Source organism: Bartonella sp. AR 15-3, from assembly GCF_002022445.1.
In the GTDB taxonomy this organism is placed as follows: Bacteria; Pseudomonadota; Alphaproteobacteria; order Rhizobiales; family Rhizobiaceae; genus Bartonella.
Genome location: NZ_MUYE01000001.1, coordinates 729298 through 748945, shown reverse-complemented (window position 1 = coordinate 748945; position 19648 = coordinate 729298). Strand labels below are relative to the sequence as shown.

At 35.5% G+C, this 19648-nt stretch carries 11 protein-coding genes and 1 pseudogene; 5 read left to right on the top strand and 7 right to left on the bottom strand.

Features of this window, described 5'->3' with window-relative positions; all coding sequences use genetic code 11:
* Window positions 1-203 precede the first annotated feature (203 nt).
* A complete protein-coding gene (dnaE, locus tag BAR153v2_RS03405; RefSeq protein ID WP_078680322.1) occupies window positions 204-3692 on the top strand; it encodes a DNA polymerase III subunit alpha in 3489 nt (1162 codons plus the stop codon).
* 238 nt (window positions 3693-3930) lie between these two features.
* On the opposite strand, the gene BAR153v2_RS03400 is transcribed toward dnaE, so the two are convergent.
* Window positions 3931-5181: an FAD-binding protein gene (locus tag BAR153v2_RS03400; RefSeq protein WP_078680321.1), complete on the bottom strand. Its 1251-nt coding sequence runs from the start codon at window positions 5179-5181 to the stop codon at window positions 3931-3933.
* Window position 5182: 1 nt separating this feature from the next.
* Window positions 5183-5437 carry a zinc-finger domain-containing protein gene (locus BAR153v2_RS03395; protein WP_078680320.1) on the bottom strand — a complete coding sequence of 85 codons (255 nt, stop codon included), beginning with the start codon at window positions 5435-5437 and terminating at the stop codon, window positions 5183-5185.
* A gap of 332 nt (window positions 5438-5769) precedes the next feature.
* Between BAR153v2_RS03395 and BAR153v2_RS03390 the strand changes: the two genes are divergently transcribed.
* Window positions 5770-7950, top strand: a complete 2181-nt coding sequence (locus BAR153v2_RS03390) for an RNA degradosome polyphosphate kinase (protein WP_078680319.1) — start codon at window positions 5770-5772, stop codon at window positions 7948-7950.
* Window positions 7951-7958: 8 nt separating this feature from the next.
* Window positions 7959-9479, top strand: a complete 1521-nt coding sequence (locus BAR153v2_RS03385; RefSeq protein WP_078680318.1) for a Ppx/GppA family phosphatase — start codon at window positions 7959-7961, stop codon at window positions 9477-9479.
* A gap of 56 nt (window positions 9480-9535) precedes the next feature.
* On the opposite strand, the gene rnd is transcribed toward BAR153v2_RS03385, so the two are convergent.
* On the bottom strand, window positions 9536-10690 hold the full coding sequence (gene rnd, locus BAR153v2_RS03380) for a ribonuclease D (protein WP_078680317.1): 1155 nt from the start codon (window positions 10688-10690) through the stop codon (window positions 9536-9538).
* A gap of 133 nt (window positions 10691-10823) precedes the next feature.
* Between rnd and aspS the strand changes: the two are divergent.
* Together aspS and parC are read left to right on the top strand one after the other, a co-directional pair.
* Window positions 10824-12613 (top strand): annotated as a pseudogene (gene aspS / locus BAR153v2_RS03375) (aspartate--tRNA ligase).
* Between the two features lie 340 nt (window positions 12614-12953).
* A complete protein-coding gene (parC, locus tag BAR153v2_RS03370; protein WP_078680316.1) occupies window positions 12954-15203 on the top strand; it encodes a DNA topoisomerase IV subunit A in 2250 nt (749 codons plus the stop codon).
* A gap of 87 nt (window positions 15204-15290) precedes the next feature.
* Here the strand turns inward: parC and BAR153v2_RS03365 are convergent, their stop codons facing one another.
* The 4 genes from BAR153v2_RS03365 to purL all read right to left on the bottom strand — a co-directional run bounded on the left by BAR153v2_RS03365 (window position 15291) and on the right by purL (window position 19504).
* Window positions 15291-16544, bottom strand: coding sequence for a multidrug effflux MFS transporter (locus BAR153v2_RS03365; protein ID WP_078680315.1), 1254 nt, complete (start codon window positions 16542-16544; stop codon window positions 15291-15293).
* 66 nt (window positions 16545-16610) lie between these two features.
* Complete coding sequence (gene grxD, locus BAR153v2_RS03360; RefSeq protein ID WP_078680314.1) at window positions 16611-16943, bottom strand: Grx4 family monothiol glutaredoxin; 333 nt, start codon at window positions 16941-16943, stop codon at window positions 16611-16613.
* Window positions 16944-17040: 97 nt separating this feature from the next.
* On the bottom strand, window positions 17041-17274 hold the full coding sequence (locus BAR153v2_RS03355; protein ID WP_078680313.1) for a BolA/IbaG family iron-sulfur metabolism protein: 234 nt from the start codon (window positions 17272-17274) through the stop codon (window positions 17041-17043).
* Between the two features lie 16 nt (window positions 17275-17290).
* On the bottom strand, window positions 17291-19504 hold the full coding sequence (gene purL, locus BAR153v2_RS03350) for a phosphoribosylformylglycinamidine synthase subunit PurL (RefSeq protein WP_078680312.1): 2214 nt from the start codon (window positions 19502-19504) through the stop codon (window positions 17291-17293).
* Between the last annotated feature and the right edge of the window lie 144 nt (window positions 19505-19648).

Below are 19648 nucleotides of genomic sequence, written 5' to 3'. Positions count from 1 at the left end.
TATGATATTCTATTTTATATTTATATGAGTTTTTTATTATGGCTATAGTCTTTATGAGGGTCATTGTATGAATATCAATGAAATTAGTGCGTTTTTTAGATATGCTAGAGTGCTAGAATTGTGACTTTGATATAAGTCAAAGGTCATTCTTTACAAGAATAAAATTGCAGTTTGGCATCTATTTTTAATGGGCAATAGTGCAAATGTCAGGAAAAAAAAGAAAAACACTAAATAATAAAAATTCCTTCCCTCGCTTTATTCACTTGAGAGTGCATTCTGCTTATTCACTTCTTGAAGGTGCTTTAAAAATAAAACAAATCACTCAGCATGCAATTTCTGATAATATGCCGGCAATAGCTATTACAGATACAAATAATTTATTTGGTGCATTAGAATTTTCACAGTCCTGTTTTATTGATGGTATTCAACCCATTATTGGTTGTCAGCTTGCCATTGATTTTGGTGATGAAAATTGCAATTCGTCTTTGGCTAAGTTACGTCATTCTTCTGATTTTTCTTCCATCATATTGTTTGCTGCTAGTGAAATAGGTTATGCAAATTTGGTTCAACTTGTGAGTCGGGCTTATCTTGATAAGAGCGATGTTGATTGTCCCCATATTAAAGCTGATTGGCTCTTGACGCATCATAAAGGAATTATCGCTTTAACTGGTGGTCCGAGTGGTCCGATTAATTTGGCTTTAGCTGAAGATAGAAAAGAACGGGCTGTTAAGCGTTTAACTTATTTGAAAAAAATTTTTAGTGATCGTCTTTATGTTGAATTACAACGGTATAGCTCTTATGATCAGAAAGTGGAAGCTGCACTCGTTGAATTGGCTTACACATACGAGCTTCCTCTTGTTGCTACTAATGAGGCTTTTTTTCTCAATAAAGAAGGATATGAAGCTCATGATGCACTCATGGCAGTTGCAGAAGGGCAAGTTGTTTCTAATCCAGATCGTAAGCGTGTGACACCTGAGCATTATTTAAAATCGCAAGATGAAATGGTTTCATTGTTTTCTGATCTTCCAGAAGCTTTAGAAAATAGCGTTGAAATTGCTTTGCGATGTCATGCTTATGCACCAATTAGAAAACCAATTTTGCCCCGTTTTATAGAGAGCTCTGCAGATTTGTCTTCTGTTTTAGAAGCAGAAGCGAAAGAATTATTAGATCAAGCTGAATCAGGTTTAAAAATGCGTCTTGAGACAATTGGTTTAGCCGAAGGCTATACAATTGCAGATTATGAGCAGCGGCTTAATTATGAAATTTCAATTATTACACGGATGCAATTTTCTGGCTATTTTCTTATTGTTTCGGATTTTATCAAATGGGCAAAAGCTCACGATATTCCTGTTGGGCCGGGACGTGGTTCTGGTGCTGGCTCACTTGTTGCTTACGCATTGACTATTACCGATGTTGATCCGTTGCGTTTTTCTCTCTTATTTGAACGTTTCCTTAATCCAGATCGTATTTCTATGCCAGATTTTGATATCGATTTTTGTCAAGAACGGCGTGAAGAGGTTATTCGTTATGTCCAGGAAAAATATGGCTGTAATCAAGTAGCACAAATTATTACATTTGGTAAATTGCAAGCGCGTGCAGTGTTACGTGATGTTGGTCGTGTTCTAGAAGTACCTTATCGTCAGGTAGACTATCTGACAAAATTGGTTCCTGCTACTCCTGGCAGTAATGTTGAGTTAGCAAAGGCTATTATCGATGAGCCGAAATTTGAAGAAGAAAAGAAAAAAGATCCTGTTATTGGGCGAATGTTGGATATAGCGCTTCAGCTAGAAGGACTTTATCGTCATGCTTCCACTCATGCTGCAGGGATTGTTATTGGTGATCGTCCATTATCAGAGCTTGTGCCAATGTATCGTGATCCGCGCTCTGATATGCCTGTAACTCAATTTAATATGAAGTATGTTGAACAATCTGGGTTGGTAAAATTTGATTTTTTAGGTTTAAAAACACTCACTGTTTTGAAGATGGCTGTGGATTTTGTTGCACGAAAAGGTATAAAGATAAATCTATCATGTATTCCCCTTAATGATGAAGTAACTTATGCTATGATGTCACGTGGTGAGACAGTTGGCGTGTTTCAAGTTGAAAGTGCTGGTATGCGTAAAGCACTTATTGGGATGAAACCAGATTGCATTGAGGATATTATTGCACTTGTAGCGCTTTATCGTCCTGGCCCAATGGAAAATATCGCAACATATAATATACGTAAGCATAAAGAAGAAGAAATCACTTCTATTCATCCTAAAATAGATCATTTGGTTAAAGAAACCCAAGGTGTTATTGTTTATCAAGAACAGGTAATGCAGATTGCTCAGGAGCTTGCTGGTTATTCACTTGGAGAAGCAGATTTATTGCGTAGAGCTATGGGTAAAAAAATCCATAAGGAAATGCAAGAACAACGTACGCGTTTTGTAAGTGGAGCTGTTGATGGTGGCATTGATAAAGACCAAGCTAATGTAATCTTTGATCTTTTAGCAAAATTTGCAGATTACGGTTTTAATAAATCTCACGCTACTGCTTATGCGATTGTTTCTTATCAGACAGCTTATATGAAAGCACACCATCCCGTAGAGTTTTTGGCTGCATCTATGACATATGATATGACAAATACGGATAAGCTAAATGATTTTCGACGTGAGGCATTAAGGCTGGGAATTGAAGTTATTGCGCCTTGTGTGCAAACATCACACCGCATTTTTGAAGTTGGTGAGAATTGTATTTATTATTCACTTTCTGCTGTTAAAGGTGTGGGAGATATGGTCGTTGATCATATTGTAGCTCGTCGTGGGGATAAACCTTTTAGGGATTTAGAAGATTTTTGTGAACGTATTGATCCTCGTATTGTGAATAAGCGTGCTATGGAAAGTTTGATTTATGCTGGTGCTTTTGATTGTTTTAATATTGCACGTGAAGTTCTATTGGCAAGCCTTGCAACTCTTAATGCACGTGCCCTGCGTATTCTTGATAATAATTCTAGTGGTCAAATCGATATATTTGGGATGATAGGCGGATTAAAAGAGCCTTTAATTTTATCTCAAGTATCGCCTTGGTCTTCAGCTGAAAAGCTATATCATGAATTTCAGACAATAGGTTTTTATTTTTCTGCTCATCCTTTGAGTGAGTATCAAGATGTTCTTATTAAAAAACGTGTTCAGACTTGGAGCGATTTTGCTACCTCAATTAAAGGAGGAGCAACTGCTGCCCGGCTTGCTGGAACAGTTGTAGCAAAACAAATTCGTAAAATAAGGTCTGGGAAGAAAATGGGTATTATTCAGTTTTCTGATACGAGTGGGCAGTATGAAGCGGTTATATTTTCTGAAGGACTTTCTGTGTATGGAGATATGCTGGAGCCTGGAAAGTCATTTATTATTACAGTCATTGCAGAGGATCGTTCTGAAGGAATTAATTTGCGTATTGAGACAGTTCAATCTTTAGATGAAGATGCATTTCAGTATCATAAAATGATGCGTCTCTTTATAAAAACAACAGATATGCTTTCTCAAATTGAGCAAAATTTAGATTCTAAAGGCAATGGAGAAATAGCGATTGTTCTAATTCAGGAGGATGAATTTCGAGAAGTTGAGATAGCTCTACCAAAAAGATATAAAGTGGATACACGTGTCGTAAATGCTATGAAAGCGCTTCCTGGTGTTATCGATGTTGAATTAAGCTAAATCAAAGAGTATAACAATTGTTCATTTGCTATTTCGAAAATTACATTTTTGATTAGTTTAAAATATTAAAATAGACTAGTATTTAAAAATTTATATTTGCAAAATAAACACTCTATTTTTTCTACAAATTTTGTCATTGTTTTCAAAAGCTTTTTAAATTTACTATGAAAATAAATTACAACTTTTTTAGCTTAAAGTGATCTAGCTGTAACTTTTATAAACTTTTTACTACATCTTTTTAAATATTATTCTTTGTTTGATTCATTGCATCATAAGTATATAGCCAATCAAGACGGGACATAATATTTTCTGCTGTATGAATTTTCATATAGAAATTACGAGCAATTGCTATAGGTCCAGTTGCGTGGTAGACAAATCTATTAAAATCTCCGCGTTTTTTTACAGCTTTAACGCGCGGTTTGCGTATTTTTTCATAAAATGTAGTGGCTTCAGCGAGTGAGAGATCATTCAGAGAGAGTACTTCTGCTAATGTGGCGGCATCCTCTAATGCCATAGAAGCGCCTTGTGCTGCAAAGGGTAAAAATGCATGCGCAGAATCCCCCACAAAAACTTGCCGTTGTAAACCCAAAAAGCGATTATGCTTCATTTGAAATAGTGGCCAATAGCTCCACTCATCAATGTGATTAAAAACTTGAAGAATTTCTGGATTCCAATCATTAAAAAGAGATTTAAGTTTCTCTTTATTTCCTGTTTTTTTCCATCCTCTCCCTGAATTTTCTCCATGAGTGATGGCTACAAAATTGAATGTTTTTATTGATTGAATGGGATAGGCGACAAGGTGATTTTTAGGTCCCATCCAACCAGTAATTGTTTTTATATTTTGTAATAAAGAACAAAATTTTGGAGAGAGACTTTCAAATGATTTTGTTGCTCGCCACGCGATAAAGTTACTGAAACTGGCTTTTTCATGAAAAGGGGGAGATTGTCGTAATGTTGACCAAACACCGTCACATCCAATAAGAAGTGGCGTTGAATAAAATTGATATCGTTGTATTCCAGTTTTTTCTTCTATTGTGATTGTTTTTATTTTAATAGTATCAGTTGTAGATTGAATAGATGATACGACCTTTTCTCCCATTTTGTATTTGATAAGAGGATTTTTAATAACAGCATTGTATAAAACGTTCTGTAAATCAGCTCGGTGAATTGTAATATAAGGAGATTTCCAGCGTTTTTCAGATAATTCAATAAGATCTGCACGTAAATGTGTTTTCAAAGATATACCATCTTTTAATTCAAGGAAATTCGGTTTAATACCTAATTTAATAAGTGTATTAAGAACTCCCCAACGAGCAAGAATACGTGTTGCATTTGGAGTCAGTTGAATACCAGAGCCAATACTATCAAGCTGCGTACGCTTTTCAATAATAATACTTGCGATTCCTTTATGAGCAAGCGCTAAAGCAGAGCTTAGCCCTGCGATACCTCCTCCAATGATAATTGGAGATTGATCTTTCAGTTGTTTCATATCAAAGAAACAGAGAATCGTTGTGATGATATATGCATCCTGTAGGATTTGTCTGATTATATGCTAATGTATGATTATAGCGATAAAGAGTTGAACAATAGGGGCAAATTTTTTCATCAGCTGCTCCCATTTCAATAAAAATATGAGGATGGTCGAATGGTTGTGTGGCACCTATACACATAAATTCTTTTACACCAATTTCGATTATTTTGTATCCATTATCATTTTGGAAATACGGAATATTGTAATCAGCCATAATGCATAAACTCCAGATAAATTATCCTAATAAAGTATGATTTAAATCATGTATTTTATTATTAATTTGTAATACGATATACTATAATGCAAGGTCCTTTTTCAGATAATTTATAAATGGAGATAGATTCAATTATTTTAAAGTATTTAATAGTTGTATGGGGAGAGTTAGCCATTATATTATAATATTATGTATTATGGTTGAGCTAAAACTTTTTGAAATTTTTGTAGTTTACAAAATTTGATAAAAAATAGATAAAATTTTATTTCCATAAGAGCAGGATTTTTATTTTGTAAAGTTTTTTATAAATATAAAGCTGCTTAATTGAATATATGAAACAAACGCTGGCAGATCAAATTACTATGCAGGATATAACGTTGGATAATCCAGCGCGATTTGTTAATCGTGAATTTTCATGGTTACAATTTAATAATCGTGTTTTAATGGAATCTGCAAATTCGAAAAATCCTTTATTGGAACGGGTACAATTTCTTTCGATTTCAGCAACTAATCTTGATGAGTTCTTTATGGTTCGTGTTGCTGGCCTTATTGCTCAAATTCGTGCTGGAATTATAGAACGTAGTGCAGATGGGCGTACACCGCAGGAACAACTTGATTTTATATTAACTGAGATTGCATATTTGCAAGCTAATCAGCAACAAGAATTACGTACCTTATGTTATGAATTAAAACAGAATAATATTGAAATTATTTGTTCTGAAAAGCTTTCAGAAGTTGAAAAATTATGGCTTGAAAGGTATTTTTTTAAAGAAATTTTTCCTGTTTTAACACCTTCTTTTATTGATTCTAAACATCCTTTTCCCTTTGTTCCTAATTTAGCTCTTTCTATTGCGTTTCAATTATTACGGCGCGTTGATCAACATCCTATAATGGTGTTGTTACCTGTGCCTAATACTTTGAGACGTTTTATTCTTCTTCCTCAAGAGGGAAATAATTTTCGTTTTATTTCATTTGAAGATCTTGTTTGCCTTTTTGTTGATCGTTTATTTCCTGGTTATGACAATAATGGGGCGGGAACATTTAGAATTATCCGCGATAGCGATATTGAAGTAGAAGAAGAAGCAGAAGATCTTGTGCTTTTTTTTGAAACTGCACTGAAAAAACGTCGTCGTGGAGAAGTTATTCGAATTGAATTTAATATGAAAATGCCTGAGAATTTACGGCAATTGATAACGCGTGCACTTAGAGTGCCTAGTAATTGTGTGAGTGTTATCAATGGTTTATTAGCACTGAATATGATTTCAGAAATTGTTTCTATTTCGCGCAATGATTTAAAATTTATTCCTCATAGTTCTCGTGTTCCCGAATGTATTCGTGAGCATGGTAGTGATTGTTTTGCAGCTATTCGTGAAAGAGATATTATTATTCACCATCCTTACGAAACATTTGATGTTGTTATACAATTTTTACGTCAAGCTGCTGATGACCCTAATGTGATTGAAATCAAGCAAACTCTTTATCGCACATCAAATGATAGTCCGATTGTTAGCGCTCTTATTAATGCTGCTGAACGAGGTAAGTCGGTGACAGCTTTGGTAGAATTAAAAGCGCGTTTTGATGAAGAGGCTAATATTCGTTGGGCACGTGATCTTGAATGTGCAGGAGTTCAAGTGGTTTTTGGTTTTATTGAATTAAAAACACATGCTAAGATGTCTTTGGTGATAAGACAAGAAGAGAACTGTCGTCGTTTTTATGTTCATCTTGGAACTGGGAATTATCATCCAATCACCGCTAAAATGTATACGGATCTTTCCTTTTTTACAACCGATGATGATATTGGTCATGATGTTGGACTGCTTTTTAATTATCTTACTGAATATGCGCAGCCAAATGAATCAATGAAAATAGCTTTTTCACCATTAACATTGCGTAGTCGTATTCTTGAACATATCAAAGAGGAAATGACTAATGCACAACAAGGGCGAGTAGCAGCTATTTGGATGAAGGTAAATTCATTGGTTGATCCTGAAATAATTGATGCTTTATACCGCGCTAGTCAAATGGGAGTACAGATTGATCTGATTGTACGTGGTATATGTTGTTTACGTCCTGGTATTTTAGGTATTTCAGATAATATTCGTGTGAAATCGATTGTAGGCCGATTCCTTGAGCATAGTCGCATTTTCTGTTTTGCTAATGGTGAGAATTTGCCAAATAAAAATGCTATTGTTTATTTGGGATCAGCTGATATGATGCCTCGTAATCTTGATCATCGTGTTGAAATATTGGTTCCAGTTTTAAATAAAATAGTTCATCAACAAGTTCTTTCACAAATTATGTTGGCCAATATTATTGATAACCAACAAAGCTTTGATATATTGGCCGATGGAACATCAAGACGTAGAACCCCGCAAAAAGATGAAAAGCTGTTTAACGCGCAGGAATATTTTATGACCAATGTGCTTTTTTTTGAGTATGAAAATTTTTTTCAGGCTCCTACTTCACATTTGATTGAATTGTTCCAGCAGCAGATGAAAACACGTAAAGACTGAAATATCCAATGACATATATAAATATTCAAAGTCGGCTGAAAGGGTATAAACCCATCGCAGTTATCGATATTGGTTCGAATTCTGTTCGACTTGTTATTTATGAAGGCCTTGTACGTTCACCAGCAGTTTTATTTAATGAAAAAGTTTTTTGTGCTCTTGGTCAAGGTGTTGCAAAGACTGGAATTTTGGAAGAAAAATCAATTGAGATGGCGCTGCGAACACTGAAACGATTTTATGCTGTTTGCCAACAGGTGGGTGCAGATGCGATCTATACTTTGGCAACAGCAGCAGTACGAGAAGCAAAAAATGGATTGGCGTTTATTCAAAGCGCTGAAAGTATTTTACAAAATAAAATATATGTTCTTTCGGGAAGCGAAGAAGCCATTTATTCAGCTTACGGAGTTATTTCTACTTTTTATCGGCCAAATGGTATTTCTGGTGATCTTGGTGGTGGAAGTCTTGAACTTATTGATATTCATGATTCCAATGTAGGCGAAGGGATAACATTGCCATTAGGCAGTTTACGACTACAATATATGTCAAATAATGATTTTGTTTTGGCAAAAAAAATTGTTCATGAGCACCTTTGTAAATCTTCTATTGTTATACATAAAGATATAGATCGTTGTTTTTATGCGGTAGGAGGAACTTGGCGTAATCTTGCAAAACTATATATGCTAATCAAAAATTATCGATTACCTGTTATGCATGGCTACGAGGTTGATGTACAGGAGATGAAGGAATTCTTGCTTCTTGTTATCAATGGTGGTATTGATAAAATCAAAGAAATTTCAGTTATTCCCAAAAATCGTCGTCAACTTTTAGCATATGGAGCAATTGTTCTTATTGAATTGATTCAATTCATAAATTTTAAAAGAATAGTTTTTTCTGGAGCAGGAGTTCGTGAAGGTTTTCTTTATTCGAAATTACCGCGAGAAGATCGTATTTCTGATCCATTAATTACCGCATGCTTAGAAATGGCTATCTTAAGAGCACGCTCACCAAAGCAAGCGAGTGAACTTATTGATTTTACCACAGGTGCGTTTGAGGCCTTTGGAATTTTAGAAACTGAAAATGCATGTCGTTATCGTAAAGCTGCTTGTCTTCTTTCTGATATCGGTTGGCGTATACATCCAGATCATCGGGGTAATGAAGCAGCCAATCAGATAGCGTTAGGATCTTATCCAGGAATTTCACATAAGGGGCGTATTTATGCTGCATTAGCTGTTTTTTTCCGTAATACAGGTTTATCGCTTGATAAGGAAGAAGCTCCTGAGGTTCTCAAATTAGCAACTAGCGATATTGTTGAAAAAGCAAGAATCCTTGGCGGAATTATGCGTATTGCTAATCTTTTTAGTGCTTCCACTGCAGGGATTTTACCTAATTTATCATGGCAAAAGAAGCAAAATAATAATATTACATTGCATGTCCCAGTACGCTATGCGAATTTAATAGGTGAACGGCCTTATAAACGTTTGCAGCAATTATCAAAAATAACTCAATTTTCCTTAGCTTTTGAAGTTTTTTAATTCTTTTGCAAGACAGAACATCAAAGTGTATATTATAATATTTTCATATTTGTAAATTAAAGTTTTTTGATCGTTACTTCTCCATTGTTATAATAAAATGCTATTTGACCTTTTAGCATTTGTTCTGCTTTTTTACCAAAAATTTCATAACGCCAACCATTCATAGCAGAAATATTATGCATTATATTGCCATTAGAAAGTTTTTCTAAATCACTAGAGGTTGCAATAATTTTAGGTGTAATATTATTTTCATTTGCAACAAGCTTTAATAATACTTTAAGAAGATCGATTGTAACAGCTGTTTTCTCATCAATAGTACTATGCTTGGGAAGGGTAGGTAAAGTAGCAAGATCGACTTTTAAGCCTTGATGTATGGCTTTAATTAATGTACGCATAGCTGGTGGGTCATTCCAGCTTTTGTTAATGCTACGTAAGCGCTTTAGAGCAGCTTCATTCTTTGGTTGTTGGATTGCGATTTCAATAAGACATTCATCTTTCATTATATGGCGGCGAGGGGTATTATATTTGTGTGCTTCACGCTCACGCCAAGCTGCTATTTTTTGCAACACAGCAAGTTCACGTTTTTTTGTAATTTTTCCCTTTATTTTTTTCCACGCTTCATTTTCTGGTATATCATAGGTTGTCGGTGTTAAGAGGATTGCCATTTCATCATTCATCCAATGGGTACGTTTTTTTTCCTCTAATTGTTTTTTTAATACAAGATAGACCTCTCTTAGATAAGTAACATCAGCGAGTGCATAGAGCAGTTGCTTTTCAGAAAGGGGGCGACAGCTCCAATCTGTAAAACGAGATGATTTATCAAGATGATGCCCAGTGCAACGTTGTACAATTTGATCATAGGAAATAGAATCACCAAATCCACAGATTGATCCTGCTACTTGTGTATCAAAGAGGGGAGAAGGAATAACTCCTCCAAGATGATAAATAATTTCGATATCTTGGCGCGCAGCATGAAAAACTTTGACAATTTTTTTATCGATCATTAGATCAAAAAATGGTTGTAAATTAATATCTTGCGCCATTGGATCAATAAGTATTGTAACATCTGACGATGCAACTTGAATCAGGCATAACTGAGGCCAGAAGGTTGTTTCACGTATAAATTCAGTGTCTACTGTTACAAAATTAGACTTGCGCAAAGCGGCAATAGCAATTTCAAGATCTATAGTATTTGTAATAAGTCTCATTATTTCATTATAGCTAAGTAGATTAAATTTGTCTTTTATTGTATTTTTTTCTAGTCTTTGTAATCATACCTTGACAAGTGATTGTTAAAAAGCGTTTGTAATGTATGTAAGATAAATTACAACCAAAGGAAAAAATATGCACCGTTACCGCAGTCATAATTGCGCTGCTCTTCGTAAATGTGATATGGGGAGGCAGGTTCGTCTTTCTGGATGGGTTCATCGTGTTCGTGATCATGGTGGAATTCTTTTTATTGATTTACGAGATCATTTTGGGATCACACAAATTGTTGTTGATCCTAATTCACCAGCTTTTAGAATTATAGAAAAGGTGCGTTCTGAATGGGTTATTCGTGTAGATGGAGAAGTACGTGCTCGTGCTGATGAAGTTGTTAATACAGCTCTTCCAACGGGTGAAATTGAAATTTTTGCAAAAGAGGTTGAAATTCTTTCAAAAGCTGATGAGCTTCCTTTACCAGTTTTTGGCGAACCTGATTATCCGGAAGATATTCGATTGAAATATCGTTTTCTTGATTTACGTCGAGAAACCATGCACAAAAATATAATGCGTCGTACTGCAATTATTGCTTCCATAAGGCGGCATATGCAAAATTGTGCTTTTACAGAATTTACTACACCAATTTTAACAGCGTCATCCCCAGAAGGGGCACGTGATTTTTTGGTTCCGAGCCGCATTCATCAGGGACAGTTTTATGCATTACCTCAGGCACCTCAGCAATATAAGCAATTGTTAATGATGTCTGGTTTTGATCGTTATTTTCAAATAGCTCCATGTTTTAGAGATGAAGATCCACGAGCAGATCGTTTGCCGGGTGAGTTTTACCAATTAGATATTGAAATGAGTTTTGTTGAGCAGGAAGATATTTTCGTAACGATAGAGCCCATTATACGTTCCATTTTTGAAGAATTTGCAGATGGAAAATCTGTGACGCAAAATTTCCCCCGTATTTCATATGATGAAGCAATGCAGAAGTATGGTTCAGATAAACCTGATTTGCGTAATCCAATTATTATGGAAGATGTTTCTAAGCATTTTCAGGATTCTGGCTTTAAAGTTTTTTCTCAGATTTTAGCAAGCGATCAGAATGCATGTGTTTGGGCTATTCCTGCAAAGAACGGTGGTAGTCGCGCTTTTTGTGATCGCATGAATGTGTGGGCTCAGTGTGAGGGGCAACCAGGTCTTGGTTATATTTTTTGGCGTGAAGAAAATGGAATTTTTGAAGGCGCTGGTCCTATCGCTAAAAACATTGGTGAACAAAGAACTGAAGCTATTCGTATGCAACTTGGACTTGAAAGTGGTGATGCTTGTTTTTTTGTCGCAGGAGATCCAAAGAAATTTGCATCTTTTTCTGGTGCAGCACGTACACGGATAGGAGAGGAATTAGGACTGATTGATCGAGATTGTTTTTCTTTTGCTTGGATTGTTGATTTCCCATTTTTTGAATGGAATGAAGAAGAAAAAAAGCTTGATTTTGCGCATAATCCTTTTTCAATGCCTCAAGGGGAGAAAATGCTCTTGATCTTCAAGATCCTCTTTCTCTTAAAGCTTTTCAGTATGATCTTGTTTGTAATGGTTGTGAAATTGCATCAGGTGGAATCCGTAATCATTCACCGGAAATGATGCTGAAAGTTTTTAAGCTTGTGGGTTTTTCTAAAGAAGTGGTAGAAGAGCGCTTTGGTGCTCTTTATCGTGCATTTCATTATGGCGCTCCACCACATGGTGGTATGGCAGCTGGTATTGATCGCATTGTTATGCTTTTGCAAGGTGTAAAAAATTTGCGTGAGGTTTCTTTATTCCCGATGAATCAGCAAGCACTTGATCTTTTGATGAGCGCTCCTTCCAATGTTTCTGCTATGCAGTTATGTGATTTAGGAATTCGGATTGCTCCAGTGGTAAAAAATCGTTGATGAAAATTGATTATGCTGTTTATGTATAAAACTTTGGATAAAGATTTCCTATATTAGCTAAAATTAGATAAATTACAAATTGTAATTGATACAGTTTTTATTAGCTTACAATTTAATGTAGTTGTAAAACAATGCGACACATGTAATCTGATATAATCAGAAGAATTATCGGTTATATTATGATATTAGGTTGTGAAAAAGTAACTTTGTAAAATCATACTGTTTATTTTATGTCATATAGTTTCGAATAAAGAGTTTCTTATTCTTATTAAGAAGATCATATTTGAGCTCTTTTTATAGCAGGCTTGTTCCTTATTTTTAAAATTGCTACCTTATATTTATGTCTGATGAAATGATTCGATCATTTGATAAGGAGCATATTGAGTCAATAGAATTGCGATCTGCTTTGCAAGAGCGCTATTTGGCATATGCACTGTCTACTATTACGCATCGTGCATTGCCTGATGTACGTGATGGACTAAAGCCTGTTCATAGGCGTATTGTTCATGCGATGCGCTTATTAAAGCTTAATCCTGGACAGCCTTATGCTAAATGTGCGCGGATTGTGGGTGATGTAATGGGAAAATTTCATCCTCATGGTGATGCATCTATTTATGACGCGTTAGTACGTTTAGCTCAAAGTTTTTCTGTTCGCTATCCATTAATTGATGGTCAGGGTAATTTCGGTAATATTGATGGAGATAATGCTGCAGCGATGCGTTATACGGAAGCACGCATGACTGAAGTAGCAATATTACTTCTTGAAGGAATTAATGAAAATGCTATTGATTTTCGTTTAACCTATAATGAAGAAGATAAAGAACCTGTTGTTTTACCAGGAGCATTTCCTAATCTTTTGGCTAATGGTTCATCAGGTATTGCTGTTGGTATGGCAACCTCTATCCCACCACATAACGTTGCGGAACTTTGTGATGCCGCGTTGTATTTGATTGCTAATCCTCATGCAGATCATGAAGATTTAAATCAATTTGTACTTGGACCTGATTTTCCGACAGGTGGTATTTTGGTTGAGCCCAAAAAAAGCATTGAGGATTCTTATCGTACAGGACGTGGATTATTTCGATTACGTTCACGTTGGCATCAAGAGGAGGGCAATCGGGGTTCTTATGTGATTGTTGTTACAGAAATTCCATATCAAATACAAAAATCACGCCTTATTGAAAAAACAGCAGAATTATTACTTGCGCGGCGATTACCGATGCTTGAAGATATTCATGATGAATCGGCAGAAGATATTCGGATTGTGCTTGTTCCTAAAAATCGCACAATTGATCCTGAATTATTGATGGAGTCACTTTTTAAGTTAACTGATTTTGAAGTAAGATTTCCTCTTAATCTCAATGTACTGACTTTAGGGAAAGTACCTAATCTTCTTTCTCTACGTGAAAGCTTGCAACAGTGGCTTCAGCATCGTAAAGAGGTGCTTATTCGTCGTTCAGATTATCGACTGAATGAAATTGATTGTAGATTAGAAATTTTGCAGGGGTATCTTATTGCATATTTAAATCTCGATGAGGTGCTTCAAATCATTCGTGAAAGTGATGAGCCTAAAAAAGAATTGATATTGCGCTTTAAATTAACGGAAAATCAAGCTGAATCTATTTTAAATATGCGGTTGCGTTCTTTACGTAAACTTGAAGAATTTCAGATTCGTAAAGAATTTGAATCTCTTAAAATTGAAAAAGAAAAATTACAAAATTTATTGGCTTCCAATATCAAGCAATGGAAAATCATCGCAGAGGAGATCACAAGAGTTCGTAAAATTTTTGGTCCTGAAACTTTTTTGGGGAAAAGGCGGACAACATTTGAAGAAGCACCAAGGCATGATGTGAATGATATTCATCAAGCAATGATTGAAAAAGAACCAGTAACTATTGTTATTTCTGAAAAAGGTTGGATGCGTGCTTTAAAAGGCCATTTGAATGATTACAAAACACTTTCTTTTAAAGAAGGTGATTGTTTGAAACTAGCATTTTCAGCATTTACCACAGATAAAATTATAGTGATAAGTACTGGTGGAAAATTTTTTACTATTAGTGCAAATATTTTACCTGGAGGGAGAGGGCATGGTGAACCAATTCGTATTTTAGTAGATATGGATAATGAGCATAATATTCTCACAGCGTTTGTACATAATACGCAAAGAAAAAGACTTTTAATTTCATCCTATGGCAATGGTTTTATTGTTTCTGAAAGCGATATTATTGCCAATACACGAAAAGGAAAGCAAGTGATGAATGTTAAATCTCCTGATAGTTTAAAACTTTGCATTCCGGTAGAAGGCGATTACATTGCAATAGTTGGAGAAAACCGAAAAATGCTTATTTTTTCTATCGAACAAATACCAGAAATGAGTCGTGGGAAGGGTGTTCGTTTACAGCGTTATAAAGATAGCGTTGTTGTTGATGTTAAAACTTTTACTTTATCAGAAGGCTTAAGTTGGCAAGATACAGCTGAGCGCAGTTTTAATCGCCGGGCTGATGAACTCGTTGAGTGGATGGGAACGCGTGCAGGAGCAGGACGTTTGGTTCCAAAGGGATTTCCAAAATCAGGTAAATTTTCCGGTTAAGATAACGTAAGTATTTTGATTGCCTGTTTATATAAGTCTCATAAAAACATTGAGAATTTTATTGTAGGAACAAGCTCCGTCTTATTGCTAGATTGATTCAGAATTATGTTTTATAAAAAAACGTCCATGCTCAGCCCACAAGACAAGAAGAATAGCTATGAGACTAAGAAAGAAAAATCCGGCTGAATTAGGAATTGTTGTTTCATCGAAGTATTGTGCTATGAAAAAGCCAAGACTTGCACCGATGGACGTTTGAAGAAAACCGGATACAGAAGATGCAGTTCCAGCGATTTTTCCTAAAGGTTCAAGGGCGAGTGTATTAAAATTAGCCATAATGCCGCCACATGCAAACATCAGTATGGAATATAATAGCATAAAAAACGGAAAAGATACAAAGCCGCCTGTTAAAACTGATCCAACAAACCAAATGCATGAAATAGTAGAAAACAGTAACAGCATTGTATGAGAAATACGTCGCATTCCAAAGCTTCCAACAAGACGAGAATTGAGAAAAGATGATATAGCTTGGAAGCCCGCACCAAGAGCAAAAGCGACAGGAAACCAAATGCCTAAATTATAGATTCCTTCATAAGTTTGTTGCGATGTATTAATAGCAGCAAAAATACAGCCTAAAATAATAGAAGTTGCAAGTGTATAACAAAGCGTTGAACGATTGGTAATGATAAGCCATAAGTTATTTTTTAGAGAAGAAAAAGAAAGAGATCGTGCTATATAAATGGTTTCAGGCAGACGCACTTGAATCCAAATCATTAATCCAAAACCAACAATTGCCATGAATATAAAAATTAATTGCCATTGTCCAAATAACAAAATAATTTGTCCTATTGCTGGTCCAATCATTGCTGCAAGAAGAAAAATCATCATGACTATGGACATAACTTCTGCCATTTTTCGACCATTGTAGAGATCGCGTACAATGGACATTGTGAGCACACGCATAACTGCTCCTCCAATACCTTGCAAGACACGCAGAATAAGAAATATAGGAAGACTTGATGCAAATATACATGCGATTGCTGCACATGAATAGCAAGCAAGACCAATAAGAATAAGTTTATGCCGTCCATAACGGTCACTTATTGGGCCAAAAAATATTTGCGTAGCACCATAGCTGATTAGATAACAAGAGATGATATAATGCTGATCATTTTCATTAGTAGCATGCAAGCTGTTTAAAATATCAGGCATAGCTGGTAGCATAATATCAATTGCTATCGAATTGATTGCCATAAGTGCTGCAATGAGGATAACAAATTCTTTATATCCAATTTTTTTTTTAATTGCATCTATGTGCTTTTGTTCGTCGGCAGAATATGACATATGTATCCTTAAAATAAGAATTTCGACTGAACAATACCTAATAAGAATTTAAATAATTAGAGGTATTTATGATTTGGTAAAGATTATACTTTTTTCTTTCAACAATTCCTGCAACTCATTGTTTTGAAACATTTCCTTGACAATATCACAACCACCAATAAATTCACCCTTAATATAGAGTTGTGGAATTGTTGGCCAATTTGAATAATCTTTTATTCCTTGACGTAATTCGTTAGAAGTTAAAATATTAATTCCTTTATAATTTACTCCTAAATAGTCAAGAATTTGAACAACTTGTCCAGAAAATCCACATTGAGGAGAATTAGGCGTCCCTTTCATGAATAAAACGACTTTGTTTGTTTTAATTTCATTATCAATAAAATCATGAACAGCAGTCATTATTATTCCTCAATATCGCCGATTTTGATAACCACACATTATACTAATAGCATTTTTAACCGTATTAACAGAATGAATGCAAGAGAAAATTTTGAAATTATTTAGGAATACTTGTTTGGAGAGCTAAAGCATGGAGAACGTTTCCCATATTTCCTTTAAGAGCATCATAGACCATTTTGTGCTGTTGAACACGGCTTTTTCCTCGAAAATTTTCTGAAATAATTTCAGCTGCGTAATGTTCGCCATCTCCAGCAAGATCACGAATTGTTATTTTTGCATCGGGAATGCTTTCACGAATAAGGATTTCAATTTCATTTGCACTCATTGCCATGGAAATTCTCCTTGATTTATTTACTTTTATCCATAAATTTTGGAAACCAATTTTCATAAGCCTGTGTAAGCTCAGTTATTGAAAGTGTTAATACATTTTTTATATCAAGCGTGTTACCTTCAACTATACCAAGCTCTATTAAGGGAATTGCGTTTGTTTGCGCAAGCATTTTAAGATTATCTAATGTATTAGGCTTAATGGCTAAAAGGTAACGCCCTTGGTCTTCACCAAAAAGTTCAGCATGATGTGGTGATTTATTAGTTAATTCTACTTTGATTCCTTTATTTGCTTTAATTACCATTTCTGCAAGAGCAATGGCTAAGCCTCCATCAGAAATATCATGAGCAGCATGAACAAAACCGCGATGAATGACATTGCGAACAAATTGGCCATGTTTTTTTTCAAGGTGTAAATCTACATAAGGTGGAGCGCCTGCTACAATATTTAAGATGTTATGCATATAGATCGATTGTCCTAGATATGAACCGCAGGAGCCAACTAAAACAATAATATCTCCATTGTGCATACCATTGACCGTAGCCATTTTTGACCAATCATCAAGGAGGCCAACACCCGCTATTGTAGGTGTAGGAAGAATTGCTTCTCCATTACTTTCATTGTAAAGGGAGACATTTCCTGAAACGATTGGAAAGTCGAGTATTTTGCAAGCTTCACTTATCCCTTTGATAGCTAAAACAAGTTGCCCCATAATTTCAGGCTTTTCGGGATTCCCAAAATTAAGATTATCTGTGGCAGCGAGTGGTGTTGCACCTGTGGTGCTTATATTACGCCAGCATTCTGCAACGGCTTGTTTCCCTCCTTCATAAGGATCAGCATCACAATAACGAGGTGTTACATCGGTAGAAAAAGCAAGAGCACGTTTATCATTATTGCTTACACGGATAACACCTGCGTCACCACCTGGTCTAACAAGAGTGTTCCCTTGGATCAAGGTATCATATTGTTCATAAACCCAGCGCCGTGAGCTTTGATTGGTAGAATTCAAAAGTGTAAGAAGTACATTCCCAAGATTATCAACTTTTTCAACTTCTTCTACTTTTAAGGCAGATTTTTTAAGGGGTTCTATCCAAGGACGATCATAGATAGGTGCTTCATTACCAAGTTCTTTGATTGGGAGATTTGCTACTTCTTTGCCTTTATGTAGCACACGAAAACGTAAATCATCAGTAGTTTTTCCAATAACAGAGAAATGAAGTCCCCATTTTTGAAAAATTTCTTCTGCTTGTTTTTCTAGCTCTGGTTTAAGCACCATAAGCATACGCTCTTGGCTTTCAGAAAGCATCATTTCATAGGCTGTCATATTATCTTCACGAACAGGCACTTGATCAAGATTAAGTTCTATACCTAGATCTCCTTTTGCACCCATTTCCACCGCAGAAGAGGTTAGACCTGCAGCTCCCATATCTTGAATAGCAATAACAGCTCCTGATGCCATTAATTCTAAACAGGCTTCAAGAAGACATTTTCCAGTAAAAGGATCACCTACTTGAACAGTTGGACGTTTTTCATCAATTGTATTATCAAATTCAGTGGAAGCCATTGTTGCTCCGCCAACACCATCACGCCCTGTTTTAGCACCAAGGTAAACAACAGGAAGTCCTACACCTTGTGCTTTGGAATAAAAAATGGAATCTATCTTCGCAATACCAACTGCAAAGGCGTTAACAAGGATATTACCATTGTAGCGTTTATCAAAATTAACTTCTCCACCAACAGTTGGCACGCCAAAAGCATTACCATAACCACCAATTCCAGAAACAACACCAGAAACAAGATGGCGTGTTCGAGGATGGCAGGGAGAGCCAAATCGTAATGCATTCATAGTCGCAATAGGTCGGGCTCCCATCGTAAAAACATCGCGTAAAATGCCACCGATGCCTGTTGCAGCACCTTGATAGGGTTCAATGTAAGAAGGATGGTTATGACTTTCCATTTTAAAAACAATGCATTCACCATTACCGATGTCAACGACTCCTGCATTTTCTCCAGGGCCTTGGATGACACATTTTCCTTTTGTTGGTAAGGTTTTAAGCCATTTTTTCGATGACTTATAAGAACAATGCTCATTCCACATAGCAGAAAAAATTCCAAGCTCTGTAAATGTTGGTTCTCTACCAATTAACTCCAAAATACGTTGATATTCATCGGTTTTTAAGCCATGGTTTGCAACTAATTCTGGTGTAATGGCAATATCATTGCAAAAGGTCATATTAGTTTTCATTCCGTTAAATTAATCAAAATTAACATTTATTATTGCCTTTAAATGCAGTAATCTAGATTATTAGCTTTATTCATTTATAAATCAACAACACTGTGTATATAGAGTAAAATATATTTCATTATGATGGGCGAA

Coding starts and splice junctions, on each gene's coding strand:
- dnaE (WP_078680322.1), top strand. CDS start 204: ATGTCAGGAAAAAAAAGAAAAACACTAAATAATAAAAATTCCTTCCCT.
- BAR153v2_RS03400 (WP_078680321.1), bottom strand. CDS start 5,181: ATGAAACAACTGAAAGATCAATCTCCAATTATCATTGGAGGAGGTATC.
- BAR153v2_RS03395 (WP_078680320.1), bottom strand. CDS start 5,437: ATGGCTGATTACAATATTCCGTATTTCCAAAATGATAATGGATACAAA.
- BAR153v2_RS03390 (WP_078680319.1), top strand. CDS start 5,770: ATGAAACAAACGCTGGCAGATCAAATTACTATGCAGGATATAACGTTG.
- BAR153v2_RS03385 (WP_078680318.1), top strand. CDS start 7,959: ATGACATATATAAATATTCAAAGTCGGCTGAAAGGGTATAAACCCATC.
- parC (WP_078680316.1), top strand. CDS start 12,954: ATGTCTGATGAAATGATTCGATCATTTGATAAGGAGCATATTGAGTCA.
- BAR153v2_RS03365 (WP_078680315.1), bottom strand. CDS start 16,544: ATGTCATATTCTGCCGACGAACAAAAGCACATAGATGCAATTAAAAAA.
- grxD (WP_078680314.1), bottom strand. CDS start 16,943: ATGACTGCTGTTCATGATTTTATTGATAATGAAATTAAAACAAACAAA.
- BAR153v2_RS03355 (WP_078680313.1), bottom strand. CDS start 17,274: ATGGCAATGAGTGCAAATGAAATTGAAATCCTTATTCGTGAAAGCATT.
- purL (WP_078680312.1), bottom strand. CDS start 19,504: ATGACCTTTTGCAATGATATTGCCATTACACCAGAATTAGTTGCAAAC.